Origin of the sequence: Limosilactobacillus panis DSM 6035 (genome assembly GCF_001435935.1) — a bacterium.
Taxonomy (GTDB): domain Bacteria; phylum Bacillota; class Bacilli; order Lactobacillales; family Lactobacillaceae; genus Limosilactobacillus; species Limosilactobacillus panis.
Genome location: NZ_AZGM01000143.1, coordinates 23,515 through 39,653 on the forward strand (window position 1 = coordinate 23,515; position 16,139 = coordinate 39,653).

Here is a 16,139-nt window from a genome sequence, read left to right on the forward strand (position 1 = left end):
TCACAAGGGAGCGTTAAACTTTGATTTTAGCTATTAGTAACGGACTGTTGACGTTTAACCTGGTCCTGATTGTCATCATCCTGGCCTTCTTGATTGGGTGGGGCTACCAGGCCTGGCGGCGGAAGCGCTACTCAACGGTTCTTGACCAAGAAGATTTTCAAAAGGGCATCCGGAAGGCCCAAGTGATTGACCTGCGAAGCGAGAGCGACTTTAAAGCGGGCCACATCCTGGGGGCCCGGAGCTTACCGTATGTTTACCTGCGGCAGCAATACGGTGAATTACGCCCTGATTTACCAATCTACCTCTACGATGCTGGAATGTCAGTCAGCACCCAGGCGGCAGCCTTTTTGTACAAGCACGGCTATAAGAAACTCTACATCCTCCGGGACGGTTACCGTGCTTGGGACGGTAAGACGAAGAAGTCGAAGTACTAGGATTGGCTTTTGATAAGTGATATCTGAATAAAAAAGGGGCTGGAGATTTTTTCTCCAGCCTCACTTTTTTATTAAAATGTTGAGGAATTAGAATTGGTGTGCAGAACGGTTCTTCCGGGTGGCAGCCCGCCGGTTTTCGTCGAACTTAACCTCTTCTTCTTCAACCGGCTTAATAACCGTCTTATGGAAAGCAACGGCGCCACTGACAATCGCTGCTAAAGTTGATGCAGTTCCGATTAAAAATCCCTTTGTTAATTGTTTCATCAGGCAATTCCTCCTTTTTATCAGTAACTTAACTCTATTATGAGCGACTTGAGCGTTATTTACCAGTCATAATCAGCAAAATTATTATTTTAATAAGGAAGTTAAAGAATGAATAAAGTAATTGCAATTGTGGGGCCGACAGCGGTTGGAAAGACCGCCCTCTCAATTAAACTGGCCCAGGCCGAGCAAGGAGAGGTCATTTCTGGAGACTCGATGCAGATTTACCGCCACCTCGATATTGGAACAGCCAAGGTGACCAAAGAGGAAATGGCGGGTGTGCCCCACCACCTGATTGATATAGCTGACGTCGACCAGCGGTACTCGGCGGCCCAATTTAAAGATGAGGCCAGCAAGCTTATCGAGCAGATTACCAACCGTCACCACCTTCCCATTATTGCTGGGGGGACTGGCTTTTACCTTCAAACCCTGACGGCTAATTTGACCCTTGGTGGGGACCATTTTGATGCCCGCTCCCAGCAAATTCGGGACCACTGGAACGCTGTCGCCGACCAAAAAGGGAACCAGTTCATTTGGAACCATCTCGCAAAAGTGGATCCGAAAGCCAGTCAAAACATCCCGGTGGGTAACCGGCGAAGAATCATTCGGGCTATTGAAGTGGTGGAGCGGACTGGTAAACTTTTTTCTGCTCAACCGCAGCTGGATAGTACGACGGACTTTCTCCTGGTTGGTCTGACCACCGAACGGGCCGCCTTGTACCAGCGGATTAACGACCGGGTCGACCAAATGGTGAAAAACGGTCTCGTTGAAGAGGCCCGCTGGCTATACGACCAGGGCGGCCTTAGTTTACCCGCCGGAAAGGGGATCGGTTACCATGAATTGTTCCCTTACTTTACTGGCGAATGCTCATTGACAGCTGCAATTGAAAAGGTAAAAAAGGATTCACGTCACTATGCCAAACGCCAGTTAACCTGGTTCAGAAACAAGATGGACGTTCACTGGTTTGACCTAGTTAGCGGCAGTGACACAATTCAAGATGTTAAGTCCCTTGTGGAGGCCTGGTTAAAAAAGTAAAGTTAACGAACAAATTTGGTTACAAATAGCTAAAAGTTTCGGAATTAAATTGACTTGTTACAGGGGGATTGGTATTCTAAGAACCGTATTAAGGAAGGTAAGCTTGATACACGTTTGAACTGTTAGGCCGGTGATTGGTCTATCCCAACCGTCCTGGCAGTTGATGGCATTGGTTAGTTAGAGTTATTGAAAGGGAATGAATTTTATGGCAAAGCAAAAATTGACCAAAGACGAAGTTCGCACAATGGTAAAAGACGAAAACATCCGTTTCCTGCGGGTAATGTTTACGGACTTACTGGGAACAATCAAGAGCGTTGACTTACCAGTCAGTCAACTTGATAAGTTGATGGATAATAAGATCATGTTTGACGGTTCTTCAATTGACGGTTTTGTCCGCATTGAGGAAAGTGACATGTACCTTTACCCGGATATGTCTACTTGGCTGGTATTCCCGTGGGGAGCAGAGCACGGCAAGGTTGCCCGCGTAATCTGCAGTGTTCACATGACGGACGGGACCCCATTTGAAGGTGACCCACGAAACAACCTGAAACGGGTTCTTCAAGATATGCAAAAGATGGGCTTTAAGGACTTCAATATTGGCCCAGAGCCTGAATTCTTCCTCTTTAAGACGGATGCCGATGGTAACACAACCACAAACGTTAACGATAAAGAAAACTACTTTGATATGGAGCCAGCTGATGTTGGTGAAGACTGCCGGCGTGATATCGTCCTGGCCCTGGAAAAGATGGGCTTCGATGTTGAAGCGGCCCACCACGAAGTTGCTCCTGGCCAACACGAGGTTGACTTTAAGTATGCCGATGCACTGGAAGCGGCTGATAACATTCAAACCTTTAAACTGATTGTAAAGACCATTGCAAAAAAGTATGGTCTCCATGCCACCTTCATGCCAAAGCCACTGTCAGGGATCAACGGCTCCGGCATGCATCTGAACATGTCCTTATTCGATAAAGACGGTCACAATGCCTTTTATGACGAAAATGACGAAAAGCAGCTTTCCCAAACGGCTTACCACTTCCTCGGTGGCCTAATGAAGCATGCCCGGAGTTACACGGCAATCTGCAACCCGATCGTTAACTCTTACAAACGCTTAGTTCCCGGCTATGAAGCACCGGTTTATGTTGCATGGTCAACGTCCAATCGGTCACCACTGATTCGAATCCCGAGCGACCGGGGGATGGGGACCCGGCTGGAATTACGTTCAGCTGACCCCTCTGCAAACCCATACCTGGCAATTGCGGCTGTTCTGGAAGCTGGTTTGGACGGCTTACGGAATCAATTACCACCGATCCATGAGGTCGACGAAAACATTTACAAGATGACCAGTGCCGAGCGGGATAAAAAGGACATCCGGAACCTGCCGGACACATTGCACAACGCCCTGAAGTCCCTTGCTGAGGATGACGTCATCAATGGTTCGATGGGTGCCCACATCTACCACAGCTTTATGGAAGCTAAGACCCGTGAATACGATGCTTACCGTCAACACGTTTCTGACTGGGAACGGCAGCGCTACATGGACCAGTATTAAAATTCAGCTTATCTATGAAAATGATTTAATATAAAGATGCCGGTTGAACCGGCTCTTTTTTGTGCACTACATTGACAAATCGCCACATTCAGATAAAATTGTATTTGTTGCACTAGCGCCTTTTTTGAGGGGTGCTAACTAGTTACTAAAGGAGAATCGTAATAATGGATCAAAAGGTCAGAGTTCGGTATGCACCTAGTCCAACGGGTTTTTTGCATATTGGAAATGCTCAATCAGCATTGTTTAACTACTTATTCGCACGCCATTTTAACGGAACAATGGTTCTGCGGATTGAAGACACGGACACGAAGCGCAACGTTGCTTCCGGTGAAAAGAGCCAGCGAGAAAACTTAGACTGGTTAGGGATTGACTGGGACGAAGGCCCTGACAAGCCGAACCCGAAGTATGCTCCTTACCGGCAAAGTGAACGTAACAAAAAGGGCATTTACCACAAGTACATTCAGGAACTCCTCGACAAGGGAATTGCCTACAAGGACTACACGACTGAAGAAGAACTCCAGGAAATGCGTGAACGTCAGCGCGCCAATAATGAAGCTCCCCACTACGATGGTCGTTGGTACGGCAAGAGTGAAGAGGAACAGAAGGCCGCTGAAGCTAAAGGCTTGAAGCCGACCATTCGTTTCCACTTCCCAAAGAATCACGAATATGAATGGGACGATATTGCCCGGGGCCACGTTTCCTTTAACTCTGACAACCTGGGTGGTGACTTCATCATTGAAAAGAGTGATGGGATGCCGACCTACAACTTTGCCGTTGTTGTTGATGACCACTCAATGGAAATCACCCATGTTTTGCGGGGGGCTGACCACATTTCCAATACTCCTAAGCAGATGGCAATTTATGAAGCCCTCGGCTGGGAGCACCCCGTATTCTGCCACATTCCATTGATCTTCAACCCGAAGACCCGGAAAAAGCTCAGTAAGCGGGACAAGGATACCCTGCAGTTTATCAACGAGTACAAGAAGCATGGTTACCTGCCAGAAGCAATTTTTAACTTTATTGCCTTCTTAGGCTGGTCCCCAGTTGGTGAACGAGAAATTTATTCCAAGGATGAATTGATCAAGGTTTACGACCCAAAGCGGATGTCCAAGGCCCCGGCTTACTTTGACCAAAAGAAGCTGGACTGGATGAATGCTCAGTACATCAAGAAGATAGACGTCGATGAACTGGCTAAGCGGACAATGGAGCTGGTTAAAGAGGGGGAAACTGAAGAGGCTAAGCATCTGCAAAGCATCCCCGAAGACCAGTGCCTTGATATCCTGAAGAAGACCATTCATGTCCACCAACGGGATGTTGACAAGCTCTTGGAAGTCATGGCCTACGCCTGGGATTACTACACCGTCTTGGACCAGCACTTCAACTACGATCCAATTGTTGCCAATGATGATTTCGCTAACGATGACGTTTTGGCAGTTTTGAAGGGATTAAAGGACAAGTTAGTTAACGGTGGCGATGACCTTGATTACAGTCAGGCAATTAAGGAAGTCGGTAAGGAGACCGGTGTTAAGGGCCGGAATCTGTACTTCCCATTGAACCTGGCCTTTACAGGGGCAACCTCTGCACCACAAATCTATGAAATCATGGCAATCTACCCGAAGGAAACTGATATCAAGTTGCTAGACCGGATGATTGACGCTTTCTAAATTAAAATTGAAAATTATTTTCTGAATAAAACCGCCGGGCGCATTTTCAGTGTACCCGGCGGTTTTATCGGTTTAAAAATGAAAAGCGGCTGAAGAATCAGTCGCTTTATTAATTCGGATTGCTTCAAAAAGCTTATTCACTCAGTTTCTTGGCTTCTTCATCAAGCTTTGCGAAACCAGAGCCATCAGGCTTCTTGTTTCCACGCTTTTCCATGGCCTTACGAGCCATTTCCTTACGTTCTTGCTTACTTAGTGCCATAAGTCAACTTCGCCTCTTTTCGAAACGCTCCATAAACGACAGGTACTAAAGATACCTGTAATTATTATTATAGTGCAGTAAAAAATAAAAGCAACTTTGCTTTTTAGGTTAGCAAGAGGAAGTTTTTACCCCTTCCCAAAAAATAATAATTTTTTCTTGTTTTGTTGTTGCTTTCTCATTACGGCGTGCTAAAATAAGAATCGTAAAAAGAAACACGAAAGCATTTCAAGTAGGCCATCCAGAGAGATGACGGGTGATGTAAGTCATTGGCCGAAACTCCGGTGCTTATATATGTGGGCGGGCAATGCCGCACGGTGGGTAGCCGTTATCTATCAAGAGTGTAACAATTTACTTTGTTAAACTTGGGTGGTACCGCGGAACAAGAGCCATTTCGTCCCAAAATTTATTGAGGATGAAAATGGCTCTTGTTGTTAGGAGGATTTTGTTATGCTAGATATCAAGAAGATTCGTAAAGACCCGGACTTTTTCAAGCAAAAGTTAGCAACCCGTGGTGTTAAGGCCGAAGAAATTGATGAAGTTCTGGAATTAGATGCTACCCGTCGTGAATTATTGAAGCAAAGTGAAAGCCTGCGGGCTGAACGTAACACCGCCTCTGACAAGATCGGTGAAGCCAAGAAGAATGGTGAAGATGCCGATGAAGCCGTTAAGAAGGTTCGGGTAATCAACGCTGACATTAAGGAACTGGACGAAAAGGTTAACGCCAATGAAGAAGAGTTTCACGACAAGATGTCACGCCTGCCAAACATTCCAAAGGATGAGGTTCCAGTAAGCCTGACTGAAGAAGGTTCTGTTGAATTACGGAAGGTTGGTAAGATTCGTAAGTTTGACTTTGAACCTAAGCACCACTGGGACATCGGTGAAAACCTTGGTATCTTAGACTTCGACCGGGCTCATAAGGTATCTGGTGCACGGTTTGTTTACTATCTTGGTTTAGGTGCCCAACTGGAACGGGCCGTTTACAACTTCATGCTTGATGAACACATGAAGGATGGGTACACAGAAGTATTACCACCATACATTGTTAAGGCTTCTGCTATGTACGGGACTGGTCAATATCCAAAATTCCGGAACTCTGTTTACCGGGTCAACGGTGAAGATATGACGCTGATTCCAACTGCCGAAGTTCCGTTGACTAACTACTTCTCCGGTGAAGTTATTCCAGCCGAGCTGTTACCGGTATACGTTACGGCCTTAACTCCATGCTACCGTTCTGAAGCTGGTGCCGCTGGTCGTGATACCCGTGGCTTGATTCGGATGCACCAATTTAACAAGGTTGAAATGGTTAAGTACACTCGTCCAGAAGATTCTTGGGATGAACTGGAAAAGATGACTGCCAATGGTGAAAACATTCTGAAGAAGTTGAACATCCCTTATCACGTTATCACCCTGACTACTAGTGACATGAGTTTCACCGCATCGATGACCCACGATATCGAAATGTGGATGCCTGCCCAAAACAAGTACCGTGAAGTATCCAGTTGTTCGAACTGCCTGGACTTCCAAGCACGGCGGATGCACACCCAATACCGTGATGAAGATGGGAACCTTCGTTATGTTCACACCTTGAATGGTTCCGGCCTGGCTGTTGGTCGGACAGTTGCTGCCATCCTAGAAAACTACCAAAACGAAGATGGCTCTGTTACTATTCCAGATGTCTTAGTACCATACATGCACGGGGTAACAAAGATTACGAAAGAAAACGCGGTTCCATTCCGCAACAAGTAATTTGTTTAAGTAGGGTCAATTGACTTTACACCGCTGCAAATACCTCAAATGGCACTTAGCATTCATTATTAAATGCTAAGTGCCGTTTTACGATTTTAAATAAATAAAGAGGATGGGAAAACGTTTTTTCCATCCTCTTTATTTAAAGGTGTTTTGTTGCTGATTCATGTTTTTTACTTTATTCAGGTAGCGGTAAATAGTCGGGGAAGAGCACTTCAACGCGGAAGCAATTACCCGGATTGAATCTTTAAGTAGGAAGTAACCGTCCTCATATAATTCCTTAATTACTGCGATCTTTTGGTCTTGCTGGAAGAAGTCAACAGAAACGTTTAATTCTCGTTCCTTCTTTTCAACGGCACTCTTTGCAATTGAACTTACCGAACTATTGAAGTTTTCGGTAATCACCTTAATATTTTTATTTGGTCGGGTCACCGTTTTATTTTCCTTATTAGTCGTACTGATTTCGCTAATCGGTGTGGTCTGAACCTCAAATAGTTTTTTAAAAGTATCCATTTGCTTAACCAGAGCTTCCAGCGGTGCATGATTAGTATTGATACAGAGCATCCCGACAATTTTATTCTGGTAGCGAATAAAATAGGTCGAGGAACGCAGATCTGGCGCACTCTTTGATTTTCCAGAATAGTTAGCAATGAAATTGGTATCAGCGTCGATCCCGTCTTTCATAATCTTGAGAACGAAGTTAGATGCTGGATCACCGACTTTTCGGTTAGTAATGGTTGGATTTTTTATGTATACTACCGAATGGTCCAAATCAGTTACATCATTTAACACAACTTCACTATTGGGTCCAAGGACCTCAGCAAAGAAGTCAACCAATGGAATAAACCGTTTAATATGCTTTCGGACAGCTTCACTTGACATTTGGAATAACCTCCTTCGAAATGATTATTCTTACCGAACTATGTAAACAGCTTTCGATCTCTATAATGTCGGCAAATGATAAAGATATTTCATGATAATAACTTATTAGTAGTTAATTAATAATATTATTAACCAGTCAATAACTGCTAAAAAAACCGTTTTAACAGCATTTTACGGCTTTGGTGAAAGAAATTTATATAGAACTGAACATGATAAAATCTACCATGTATAGTGTATATTAGCATTTTTTAATAATAATAGCAACGCTAGAAACCAAGCAGTTATCACGAAAATAAATATTAAGATTAAAATTTAATGACAAACCATATTTTAAACCGTTTTATAGTAACGATAATTTGATAATAAGCGATAAATTTTTCTCAGATAATGCTAATTTTGAGACATTTTGTTAAATATTAGCGTTTACATTTTTGAGAAGATAGGTTACACTATTATTGTAATAATAATTTATTATCATTCCTAGGCTAAGACGTCACCGATAATTGATTATTAATTAATTATATAAAGAAGGTTAAGCATATGTTATCTATTCTTATAGGTGTCGTAATGCTCTTCCTGGTTATTGCCGCAATGAGTTTGTTCACATTCAAAGCACCTCACGGTAAACAATCAGTTAGTGCATTGTCCGGTGCCGCATGTGCCACGTTCCTGCCACAAGCGTTCTTAAGTTACGCAATTGGTGAGGTTTTCCATGTTCAATTTACCGCTCAAATTGGTAACGTCATGGGATCCATGGGGGTACTGGCTGCTGGTTCATTAGTTCCACTGGCATTCGGTATTAGTCCTGTATTCTCAATGATCATCGGAATTTCTCTGATGAAATTTAAGTTACTTCCTGCATTTATTGCTGCATACTTGCTATCATTCGTGGTTAAGGAAATTGAAAAGCGTGTTACTGGTGGGCTTGACTTAATCGTTGTTATTTTGGTTGCCCCAATGCTTGCCAACGCAATTGCATTACTTATCCAACCTGGTGTACTTGCAATTCTGCACGTTATCGGTGGCTCGATTGTTACTGCCGAAAAGACTAACCCATGGGTAATGGGTGCTATCCTTGGTGGTATTATTCCATTGGTTGGTATGACGCCACTTTCCTCAATGGTCCTAACGAGTTTGATCAACCTGCTTGGTGTTCCAATGGCTATTGGTGCCCTCGGTTGTTTCGGGAACTCAATCTTTAACTTCTCATTCTTCCGTCTGATGAAGTTCGGTGATAAGGCAACTACCATCGCCGTTACTATCGAACCATTGACCCAGTTGGACATTATTTCTGCTAACCCTGTTCCAATCTTTGTAACGAACCTGTTTGCCGGGGCTATCAACGGTATTATCGTTACGGCCTTCAGTTTGGTTGTTCGGGTTACTGGTATGGCTACTCCATGGGCCGGTCTTATCGTTGTCTTTGGTATGAACCCATGGTTGAAGACTCTTGAAGCTGTTATCCTTATTATCATTAACAGTACTATCTGGGCCTACATTGGTCGTGCTATCTTTAAGAACTACAAGATCCACACCGTTGCTGAAATTCGTGAAGGGGACACTGTTACTGAAAAATAGTGTTGTCTGAAATGTTGACAGTTTAAGGCATTTATACAAAGGAGAACCTAAAATGAGTGGAAATTACAGAAGTGTTTTTGATATTATTGGACCTATTATGATTGGACCATCCAGTTCGCACACTGCTGGACCAGTTGCTATTGGCCAAGCCGCTAATAAACTGTTTGGTGGCGTTCCGAAGAAGGTTACTGTACACTACTACGGTTCATTTGCTCAGACCCACCGTGGTCACGGTACTGACTATGCTTTGGCCGCCGGTTTACAAGGATTTGCTGCAGATGACCCGCGGGTACCACGGGCACCAATGATTGCCAAGGATAATGGTGTTGATATTCGCTTCGTTGAAGAAGAGGGTGAAAGTCCAATTGGCCACCCGAATACTGCCATTCTTGATATGTCCAACGGCGACAAGAAAGTTCAAGTTTCTGGTTGTTCTATCGGTGGTGGGGCAATTGAGATTCGTGACATTGTTCTGGATGGTTCTGAAATCAAGCCTTCTGGTCCACTTCCGATTGTTATTTACTTATACAAAGAAGAGAAGCATGAAAACGGTATTCCAGTTACTACTGAAATGGAAAAGGTTGCTCCATTTAGTCGGAAGCAAGTTATCCGTGCCAAGGATGAAGACATTTACGTATATGACGTTAAGAATTACATGCGTGATGAAACTGTCAAGGCACTTAAGGATAAGTTTGGATCTATTATCTGCTTGTAATCAGTGAGGGGAGAGTCAAGTTATGTACGATAGCATTAAAGAAATTGTTGAAGACTCAAAGAAGCAAAACAAGCCTATTTCAGAACTTATCATTGAACAAGAATGTAAGTCATCTGGTTTGTCCCGTGATGAAGTCTGGGCTAAAATGAAGAAGAACCTTGACACAATGCGGGCTGCCGTTGAAAAGGGTCAAAAAGGTAAGGGAGTCTTTTCAAAGACCGGCTTAACCGGTGGTGAAGCCGTTAAGATTAAGGAATACCGTGAAAACAAGAAGACCCTTTGTGGTGACACAATGATGGAAGCTATTCAAGATGCCATCTCCACTAACGAAGTTAACGCTTCAATGGGTGTTGTTTGTGCTACTCCAACCGCTGGTTCTGCTGGGACTCTTCCGGGAATCGTCTTTATGCTTGAAAACCGTCTGGGCTTAAGCGAAGAACAAATGATTCGCTTCCTGTTCACCGCTGGTGGACTTGGGATGGTTATGGCAAACCACGCCGGAATTGCCGGTGCAACTGGTGGATGTCAAGCCGAAGTAGGTAGTGCCTCTGCTATGGGTGCAGCAGCCGCTGTTGAAGCTGCCGGTGGTACTGCTGAACAAAGTTCTCAAGCCTTGGCTATGGCGATTGCTAACCTGTTAGGGTTAGTTTGTGACCCAGTTGCTGGTTTGGTTGAAGTTCCTTGTGTAAAGCGGAACGCTATTGGTTCTGGGAACGCCTTAATTTCTGCTGACATGGCTTTAGCTGGTTGTATCAGTAAGATTCCTGCCGATGAATGTATCGAAGCCTTAGCCAAGGTTGGTCACGGCCTTCCAGAATCTCTCCGTGAAACTGGTCTTGGTGGTTTAGCAGGTACTCCTACTGGTAAGCGGATTCGTGCAAAGATTTTCGGTGACGCGGAATAAATAACTGGTTTTAACTAACGTACTTTTTAATGGCTGGAGTAATTTATATGAGAGACAGTAAAGAGATTAAAGATGATATTGTTAAGCAATTAGCAACGGTTGTTGATCCGGAATTAGGGGTTGATATTGTTAACCTGGGGTTGGTTTACACGATTGACCTTGATAATGAGGGAATATGCCTGATTGAGATGACATTAACAACGATGGGGTGTCCCTTAACAAATGTCTTAGCTGATATGGTTACTAAAGCGGTTAAAAAGGTACCGGAAGTTAAAAACGTTGATGTAGAGTTTGTTTTTGAACCCGCCTGGTCGATTGACCGGATGAGTAGATTTGCAAAATTAACTCTTGGTGTCCATTAATAAAAAGTAAGGATACACCCTTTACGAAAGTAGGTGGCAATTTTTGCCCCCTGCTTTTTTGTTTGCTTAAGCATTGGCTATTTTATTGAAAAAAGGTCATTTATCTCCCAATTAAGGGTATAATCTTTAAATGTAAGCTTTTAGTAAAAGCAGCAAGTAATATTAACCATTCAAGAGCAATTCAGTTATGATAGTACTAGTAACAAAACAAGGAGTTAGTGTTTATGATTGATGAAAAACACGAGAACAAGGCAGTTGATATTAGCAGCCTAATCGAACGCCAAATTGCTGCTAAGATTAAGTACCTTCAGGAACTTAACGAAGCAGTTGACGCTCATCATGATCGAGAAGTATACCAGCTTCTTGACAACCAGCGATACGCGAAGGAAATTGAGCATCGTGAACAGCAGCCGAATAATCAGGGAGTGATGTCTTTGGTTAATGACCTGGCTGACCAATTGAGTAATTACTTAAGCGTTAAGCTGATTAAGTACTTGGGGAAGACCTACCCCTTTTTCTACTACGAAGAGTATCAGACGGGTCACTACCGAATCTACTTTGGTAATTGGTGGGATCGGCGCCAATTCGGTGAACTCGACGTTCTCAATGTTCGCTTCTCATTCGACCAAACTGAATATGCTAAATTACAAAAATCATTTGAACTGGCTAAGGATAATAAGCGCTACAATAGCGACCGGATTGAAAAAATTTCAAGTGAAAATGATCGCTTGCAAGGGTTGATTGACCACCAGCGGGAGCGAGAAGAAGAACGGCAGAGCGTCGAGTCACAATTGGAAGAAATTAACGCACGCTCGGGCCTTTTTGAGTCAAATAAAAATAAAGAAACGCGGCAAGAACTGGTAGACCAGTTACAGAAACTTGAGGATGAGGAACAAGAAGCCCGGACAGCAAGCAAAACAATTCACGAAAATGAACAGGTTGTCCTTTCCCTCTCCAAAGAAAATACGATTTTGAGTTATGAACAGAAGAGTATTATTGATACCTTTGGCAGCTTTGAGGACTTTGAATTAGCTAATCGTAACTTATATGCCGACTACCTTGCCAGTCTTGAAGGCGGCAACAGCGAGGAAGGGAAGGTGAGCGCAGATGAACAATAGTAAAACACTTAGTAGCTCACCACGCGAACGGTTAACCGTGCTTGCCGATTCTTTTAAAGACGTCTTGAAGATGGGGCAAAAGTATGTTGACCTGGTTGACCAGCTCGCCCAGACAGAAGACCCTCAGGAAATGCTTTCCGCCACGAGTCAACTGGTGAAGTTAGACTTGCAAAATGCCTTTGTTGATTTTCCCCAACATTACCAAGCAGCTGACTACTACCTGATTTTCATGGGACGCTTGTTAGAGAAACATGGTATTGATGCAGTGCAGGTAAGTGAAAATGTTCGTCACGAGTTCATTGCCCGAATTGAGCCAATTGCCGATAGTGATTCCTTTAAATTTATGGTAAATGGGGATGAAGCGGCGTTTACTGAGCAGGGTGAACAGGAACCACTCTTTTACCTCGACCTGAAGAATCGTCTTATGCAATTTGATAACCGGGCGTTAGTTAATTACTTTATCGTTCGGGCACTGACCAGTCATTCTGATTTAGACTTGCGTAATGCCGTCAAACCGTTGATTGCCTTTGCAAATGAATTGCAGACTGACCTGGACTTCACTATCAACCTCGGAATTTTGAATACTGAAAATGGTAGGAGCTTCAACCTTGTTCAACCTGATCTGGATCTGACAGTGATTGACCAGCTGTTTGTTGCAACTGCGGAAAATGATTATATGCTGATGAACCTACCTAAGAATAATGGGGCCCAATTGGTCCTGGATCAGGGAATTAAGTTGGATATTGCTTTTGATCCTGATGACTATAGTCAACAGTGGTTCTTTGCTGTTAATGACCCAACAGCTCAGGTATCATTCTTTGATACCCTTCTGCACTACCACTTAATTCGAAAATGGTACCTGGATAATCGTTCTGCCCTCGCAGTGCGTTCCGATAAAATGGTCCTTGCACCGGATGAAGAAGAGTCGGATGAATATGTCGAACCAACCGAAGTGTTTACTCCTCAAGTGGGTACTCTTGAGGAGGACGGTGACCAGCACGATGAGTAAGCAGTTGGATATCACTAAGATGCTCCACCAAGTGATTGATCTTGAATTAACAGCCGATGATGCGCTAGAGTTAATGATTGGTCCAGAGGCCCGGCTACAGACAGTCTATGTGCAACTTGATATGAAACTGAGTGCCTTTGCCAAAGCAGCAGGATGGGCCAATGTTCTTCATTCACACCGTGATATTGATCATGAGCAGTTAAGAAAACTATATGTTCAAGGACTGGCTTTATTCTTACTGGCGAGTGCGAAGCGTCAGTGGACACACCTGGTCGTTCTCTCGGATGAACAATGGCAGCGAATCACGACTGCCGACAAGAAGGATAAGCTAGCGGATTTGAATAAGGAATACTTGGCAATCAAGAACTTTCTGAATGGTGCATACTTTGACCGTCGTCATGAAGACTTTCGCCACGCTTGGCACCTCTGGCTGAAGATGGGGATTATTGATTTTGATATTAGTCCAGAAGAGATTGCAACATCCTACCAGGTAATGGTCGATCAATTTAATGCCCAATTTGAATAAGCATTAAAAAAGGAGTTGTGACGTAAGTCTTCTATATAGTTGAAAATGCTACAGCGCAGTACACAAAGGGGACTCTAGCGTTCGGATTTTCTGAACGCTAAAGTCCCCTTTGTGCTTGCGGGGGTTTCCTACAGGCTAGCTTCACGTCGAAAAACGAACTAGCAAGCTAGTTCTGTCTCACTCCCTTTGCGTTTAGGAAAGCTATGATTAAAAAAGCCTTCCCAAATCAATCATTAAAAGATTAAGCTTTGCGCCTTGCGCTGTGCTTGCCAGCTGACTGGTGGGCCTGGTTACCAAATAGCATTTGACCGACTAAGGAGCCAGCTAAAATTAAAACAATGATAAAGAATGATAACATAATAGATCACCTCAAAGCTAATCTCTAATTAAAGTTTAATATGCGGCAAACTAATTTTCACGATTTTCGTATGATATTGATAAATTCTTTAGATTTTGTTAAATAATTTAGTTACAGTGAGTTAACTTCTTGAGTGTTCCCACCATTATGAATGATTTATCATCATTTTTACTGTCCTTGATAGGTGGGGAAAACCCGCGAATAATATAAGGAAGGCTTTTTATGGCACAACCCAACTTAGAAAAGCATTGGGAAAAGGCCGGCTTAACTGACGATTTTATCTTTAATAAGGTTTTCTTGGACCCGATAATTACCAAAGAAATGATTCACCGGGTACTACCAGAGTTATCGCTGGGCAAGGTGTCGGCAGGAACTAACGAGCATGTACGATTCGAAGGGTGTCGCTTCGGTATTTATGCCGAGGACGAGCATAGGAACCACTATGAGGTCGAAAGCAGGTCGTCAACCAAAGCCTGCTGTAATGAACGCGCACCAGTCAAATTGAGCAAATGATGCTTTCAGCTGAGGGGTGAAACTACAGCCAGGCCGATAATGCCTACGTATGTTTTCACGTTGCTTTGACCCCTTTGGACTGGGGGAACAGCGCTACGAGATTAGGCGGCAGATTAACAAATATCCGTACCATGATGGCGAGGTAACTCTCTTCTTCGATATCACCAATTATCGCTAAACAGTTGGCCCTAAACTGCAAAACTTCCTGGACCTCCTTGCTGGTCGTAAAGTTGATGAAACTGATAATTTTACTGTACAATTACTACCTACGTTAAGTAGGACCGGAAATGGTGGAAAGAATACATGCAATGCACCTTATACGAAATGGACATTGAAAATGATCGTCGCCGCGCTGTTCTTGAGAGCCGTCGAAAAGTTCAACAAAAGGAACTGCTGGAGGGCCGGCGTAAAGGAGGAATAGATGAAGAACGGCTGGCACTTGTTCGGAACCTAATTAATAGTGGCCAGAGTGAGCAACAGGTTGAGGATTTCTTAGTGAATATTCGTAAGATGACGCCAGCAAAGACTAAAGCATACTATCAAAAGGTATTCGCTGGCCTTGGTAATAAGTAAAAATATAAGTATACAATGGCAGAAAAAATCGTGGCTGGGAGAAAACTATTTTTTCTCCCAGCCACTCTTGCATCTTCGAATATTATAATGTGATTATGGGAAACTAAATAGGCCAGCTCCGTGTCGTAAGCGCATCCCTAGCGTCTAGTACCGCGAAGCTTAGCCAATTTCCCAGCCCCATTTTAAATTATAAATTGTAAGTGGGGTACATTTGGGGGACCAAACTGCTTAAAACGTTGATATATCAACACATAAAATGGAGCGAGAGGGACTTGAACCCTCAACCCTCGGTTTAGAAGACCGATGCTCTATCCAGTTGCGCTACCGCTCCAGACAAATTTCAGTATATAATTTTCGCCGTTTCCTTGTCAACTTATATAAAGTTAGTATAACTTTTTTATGCCGGATTTACAATCTAAGTGCAACATCATAAATTAAACAAAAAGGCCATGAAGACCTAAACTTAAATTGACCAAAAAATAAGAAAGGTGATCTTCATGACTCAAATTGATTCTAACATTCCTCGTTACTACCATCAACTAACTAGTGAGCAGCGTGGGCAGATTGAGGCACTACATGATCTGAACTGGTCTAATACCGCGATCGCCAGAAAGCTTCACTGTCATCGGTCAACGATTGGTCGTGAGCTTAAA

Annotated in this window: 19 protein-coding genes and 1 tRNA gene; 15 read left to right on the plus strand and 5 right to left on the minus strand. The window is 43.5% G+C overall.

Annotation, left to right across the window (positions count from 1 at the left end):
• The first annotated feature begins 20 nt into the window (after positions 1–20).
• Positions 21–434 carry a rhodanese-like domain-containing protein gene (locus tag FD32_RS09205; RefSeq protein ID WP_047768840.1) on the plus strand — a complete coding sequence of 138 codons (414 nt, stop codon included), beginning with the start codon at positions 21–23 and terminating at the stop codon, positions 432–434.
• 87 nt (positions 435–521) lie between these two features.
• Here FD32_RS09205 and FD32_RS09960 read toward each other — a convergent pair whose 3' ends face one another.
• On the minus strand, positions 522–698 hold the full coding sequence (locus FD32_RS09960) for a DUF3042 family protein (RefSeq protein ID WP_047768842.1): 177 nt from the start codon (positions 696–698) through the stop codon (positions 522–524).
• A gap of 108 nt (positions 699–806) precedes the next feature.
• Between FD32_RS09960 and miaA the strand changes: the two genes are divergently transcribed.
• The 3 genes from miaA (at position 807) to gltX (ending at position 4,943) form a co-directional block, all read left to right on the plus strand.
• Entirely contained in the window at positions 807–1,730 is a 924-nt protein-coding gene (gene miaA, locus FD32_RS09210) for a tRNA (adenosine(37)-N6)-dimethylallyltransferase MiaA (protein WP_047768844.1), read from the plus strand.
• A 205-nt stretch (positions 1,731–1,935) separates the two neighbouring features.
• Positions 1,936–3,279, plus strand: a complete 1,344-nt coding sequence (glnA, locus tag FD32_RS09215) for a type I glutamate--ammonia ligase (RefSeq protein ID WP_047768846.1) — start codon at positions 1,936–1,938, stop codon at positions 3,277–3,279.
• Between the two features lie 164 nt (positions 3,280–3,443).
• Complete coding sequence (gltX, locus tag FD32_RS09220) at positions 3,444–4,943, plus strand: glutamate--tRNA ligase (RefSeq protein WP_047768848.1); 1,500 nt, start codon at positions 3,444–3,446, stop codon at positions 4,941–4,943.
• A gap of 133 nt (positions 4,944–5,076) precedes the next feature.
• Here gltX and FD32_RS10425 read toward each other — a convergent pair whose 3' ends face one another.
• Complete coding sequence (locus FD32_RS10425) at positions 5,077–5,202, minus strand: hypothetical protein (protein WP_261313201.1); 126 nt, start codon at positions 5,200–5,202, stop codon at positions 5,077–5,079.
• A gap of 447 nt (positions 5,203–5,649) precedes the next feature.
• Here FD32_RS10425 and serS point away from each other — a divergent pair, with 447 nt between their 5' ends.
• Positions 5,650–6,948, plus strand: a complete 1,299-nt coding sequence (serS, locus tag FD32_RS09225; RefSeq protein WP_056962180.1) for a serine--tRNA ligase — start codon at positions 5,650–5,652, stop codon at positions 6,946–6,948.
• Positions 6,949–7,086: 138 nt separating this feature from the next.
• Here the strand turns inward: serS and FD32_RS09230 are convergent, their stop codons facing one another.
• Positions 7,087–7,830, minus strand: a complete 744-nt coding sequence (locus tag FD32_RS09230; protein WP_047768854.1) for a helix-turn-helix transcriptional regulator — start codon at positions 7,828–7,830, stop codon at positions 7,087–7,089.
• 540 nt (positions 7,831–8,370) lie between these two features.
• On the opposite strand from FD32_RS09230, the gene FD32_RS09235 reads away from it, so the two are divergent.
• The 8 genes from FD32_RS09235 (at position 8,371) to FD32_RS09270 (ending at position 14,913) form a co-directional block, all read left to right on the plus strand.
• Positions 8,371–9,408, plus strand: coding sequence for a PTS sugar transporter subunit IIC (locus tag FD32_RS09235; RefSeq protein ID WP_056962181.1), 1,038 nt, complete (start codon positions 8,371–8,373; stop codon positions 9,406–9,408).
• Between the two features lie 52 nt (positions 9,409–9,460).
• On the plus strand, positions 9,461–10,123 hold the full coding sequence (locus FD32_RS09240) for a serine dehydratase beta chain (protein WP_047768863.1): 663 nt from the start codon (positions 9,461–9,463) through the stop codon (positions 10,121–10,123).
• A gap of 22 nt (positions 10,124–10,145) precedes the next feature.
• Positions 10,146–11,027: an L-serine ammonia-lyase, iron-sulfur-dependent, subunit alpha gene (gene sdaAA / locus FD32_RS09245; RefSeq protein WP_047768864.1), complete on the plus strand. Its 882-nt coding sequence runs from the start codon at positions 10,146–10,148 to the stop codon at positions 11,025–11,027.
• 47 nt (positions 11,028–11,074) lie between these two features.
• A complete protein-coding gene (locus tag FD32_RS09250) occupies positions 11,075–11,389 on the plus strand; it encodes a metal-sulfur cluster assembly factor (protein WP_047768865.1) in 315 nt (104 codons plus the stop codon).
• A 224-nt stretch (positions 11,390–11,613) separates the two neighbouring features.
• Positions 11,614–12,507: a hypothetical protein gene (locus tag FD32_RS09255; protein ID WP_047768867.1), complete on the plus strand. Its 894-nt coding sequence runs from the start codon at positions 11,614–11,616 to the stop codon at positions 12,505–12,507.
• Complete coding sequence (locus FD32_RS09260; protein ID WP_056962182.1) at positions 12,497–13,516, plus strand: hypothetical protein; 1,020 nt, start codon at positions 12,497–12,499, stop codon at positions 13,514–13,516. The genes FD32_RS09255 and FD32_RS09260 overlap by 11 nt, the downstream gene beginning before the upstream one ends.
• Positions 13,509–14,042 (plus strand): hypothetical protein, encoded by a 534-nt coding sequence (locus FD32_RS09265; RefSeq protein ID WP_047768870.1) that lies wholly within the window; start codon positions 13,509–13,511, stop codon positions 14,040–14,042. Before FD32_RS09260 ends, FD32_RS09265 begins: the two co-directional genes overlap by 8 nt.
• Positions 14,043–14,622: 580 nt before the next feature.
• Positions 14,623–14,913: a hypothetical protein gene (locus FD32_RS09270; protein WP_047768871.1), complete on the plus strand. Its 291-nt coding sequence runs from the start codon at positions 14,623–14,625 to the stop codon at positions 14,911–14,913.
• Positions 14,914–14,968: 55 nt separating this feature from the next.
• Here FD32_RS09270 and FD32_RS10055 read toward each other — a convergent pair whose 3' ends face one another.
• Positions 14,969–15,172, minus strand: coding sequence for a hypothetical protein (locus tag FD32_RS10055; protein WP_152666524.1), 204 nt, complete (start codon positions 15,170–15,172; stop codon positions 14,969–14,971).
• A gap of 44 nt (positions 15,173–15,216) precedes the next feature.
• On the opposite strand from FD32_RS10055, the gene FD32_RS09275 reads away from it, so the two are divergent.
• Positions 15,217–15,486 (plus strand): hypothetical protein, encoded by a 270-nt coding sequence (locus FD32_RS09275; RefSeq protein ID WP_047768872.1) that lies wholly within the window; start codon positions 15,217–15,219, stop codon positions 15,484–15,486.
• Positions 15,487–15,743: 257 nt separating this feature from the next.
• Here FD32_RS09275 and FD32_RS09280 read toward each other — a convergent pair.
• Positions 15,744–15,817: transfer RNA gene (locus FD32_RS09280), tRNA-Arg, on the minus strand.
• A 166-nt stretch (positions 15,818–15,983) separates the two neighbouring features.
• Here FD32_RS09280 and FD32_RS09965 point away from each other — a divergent pair.
• On the plus strand, positions 15,984–16,139 hold a 156-nt coding region (locus tag FD32_RS09965; protein WP_156410654.1), incomplete at its 3' end, for a helix-turn-helix domain-containing protein.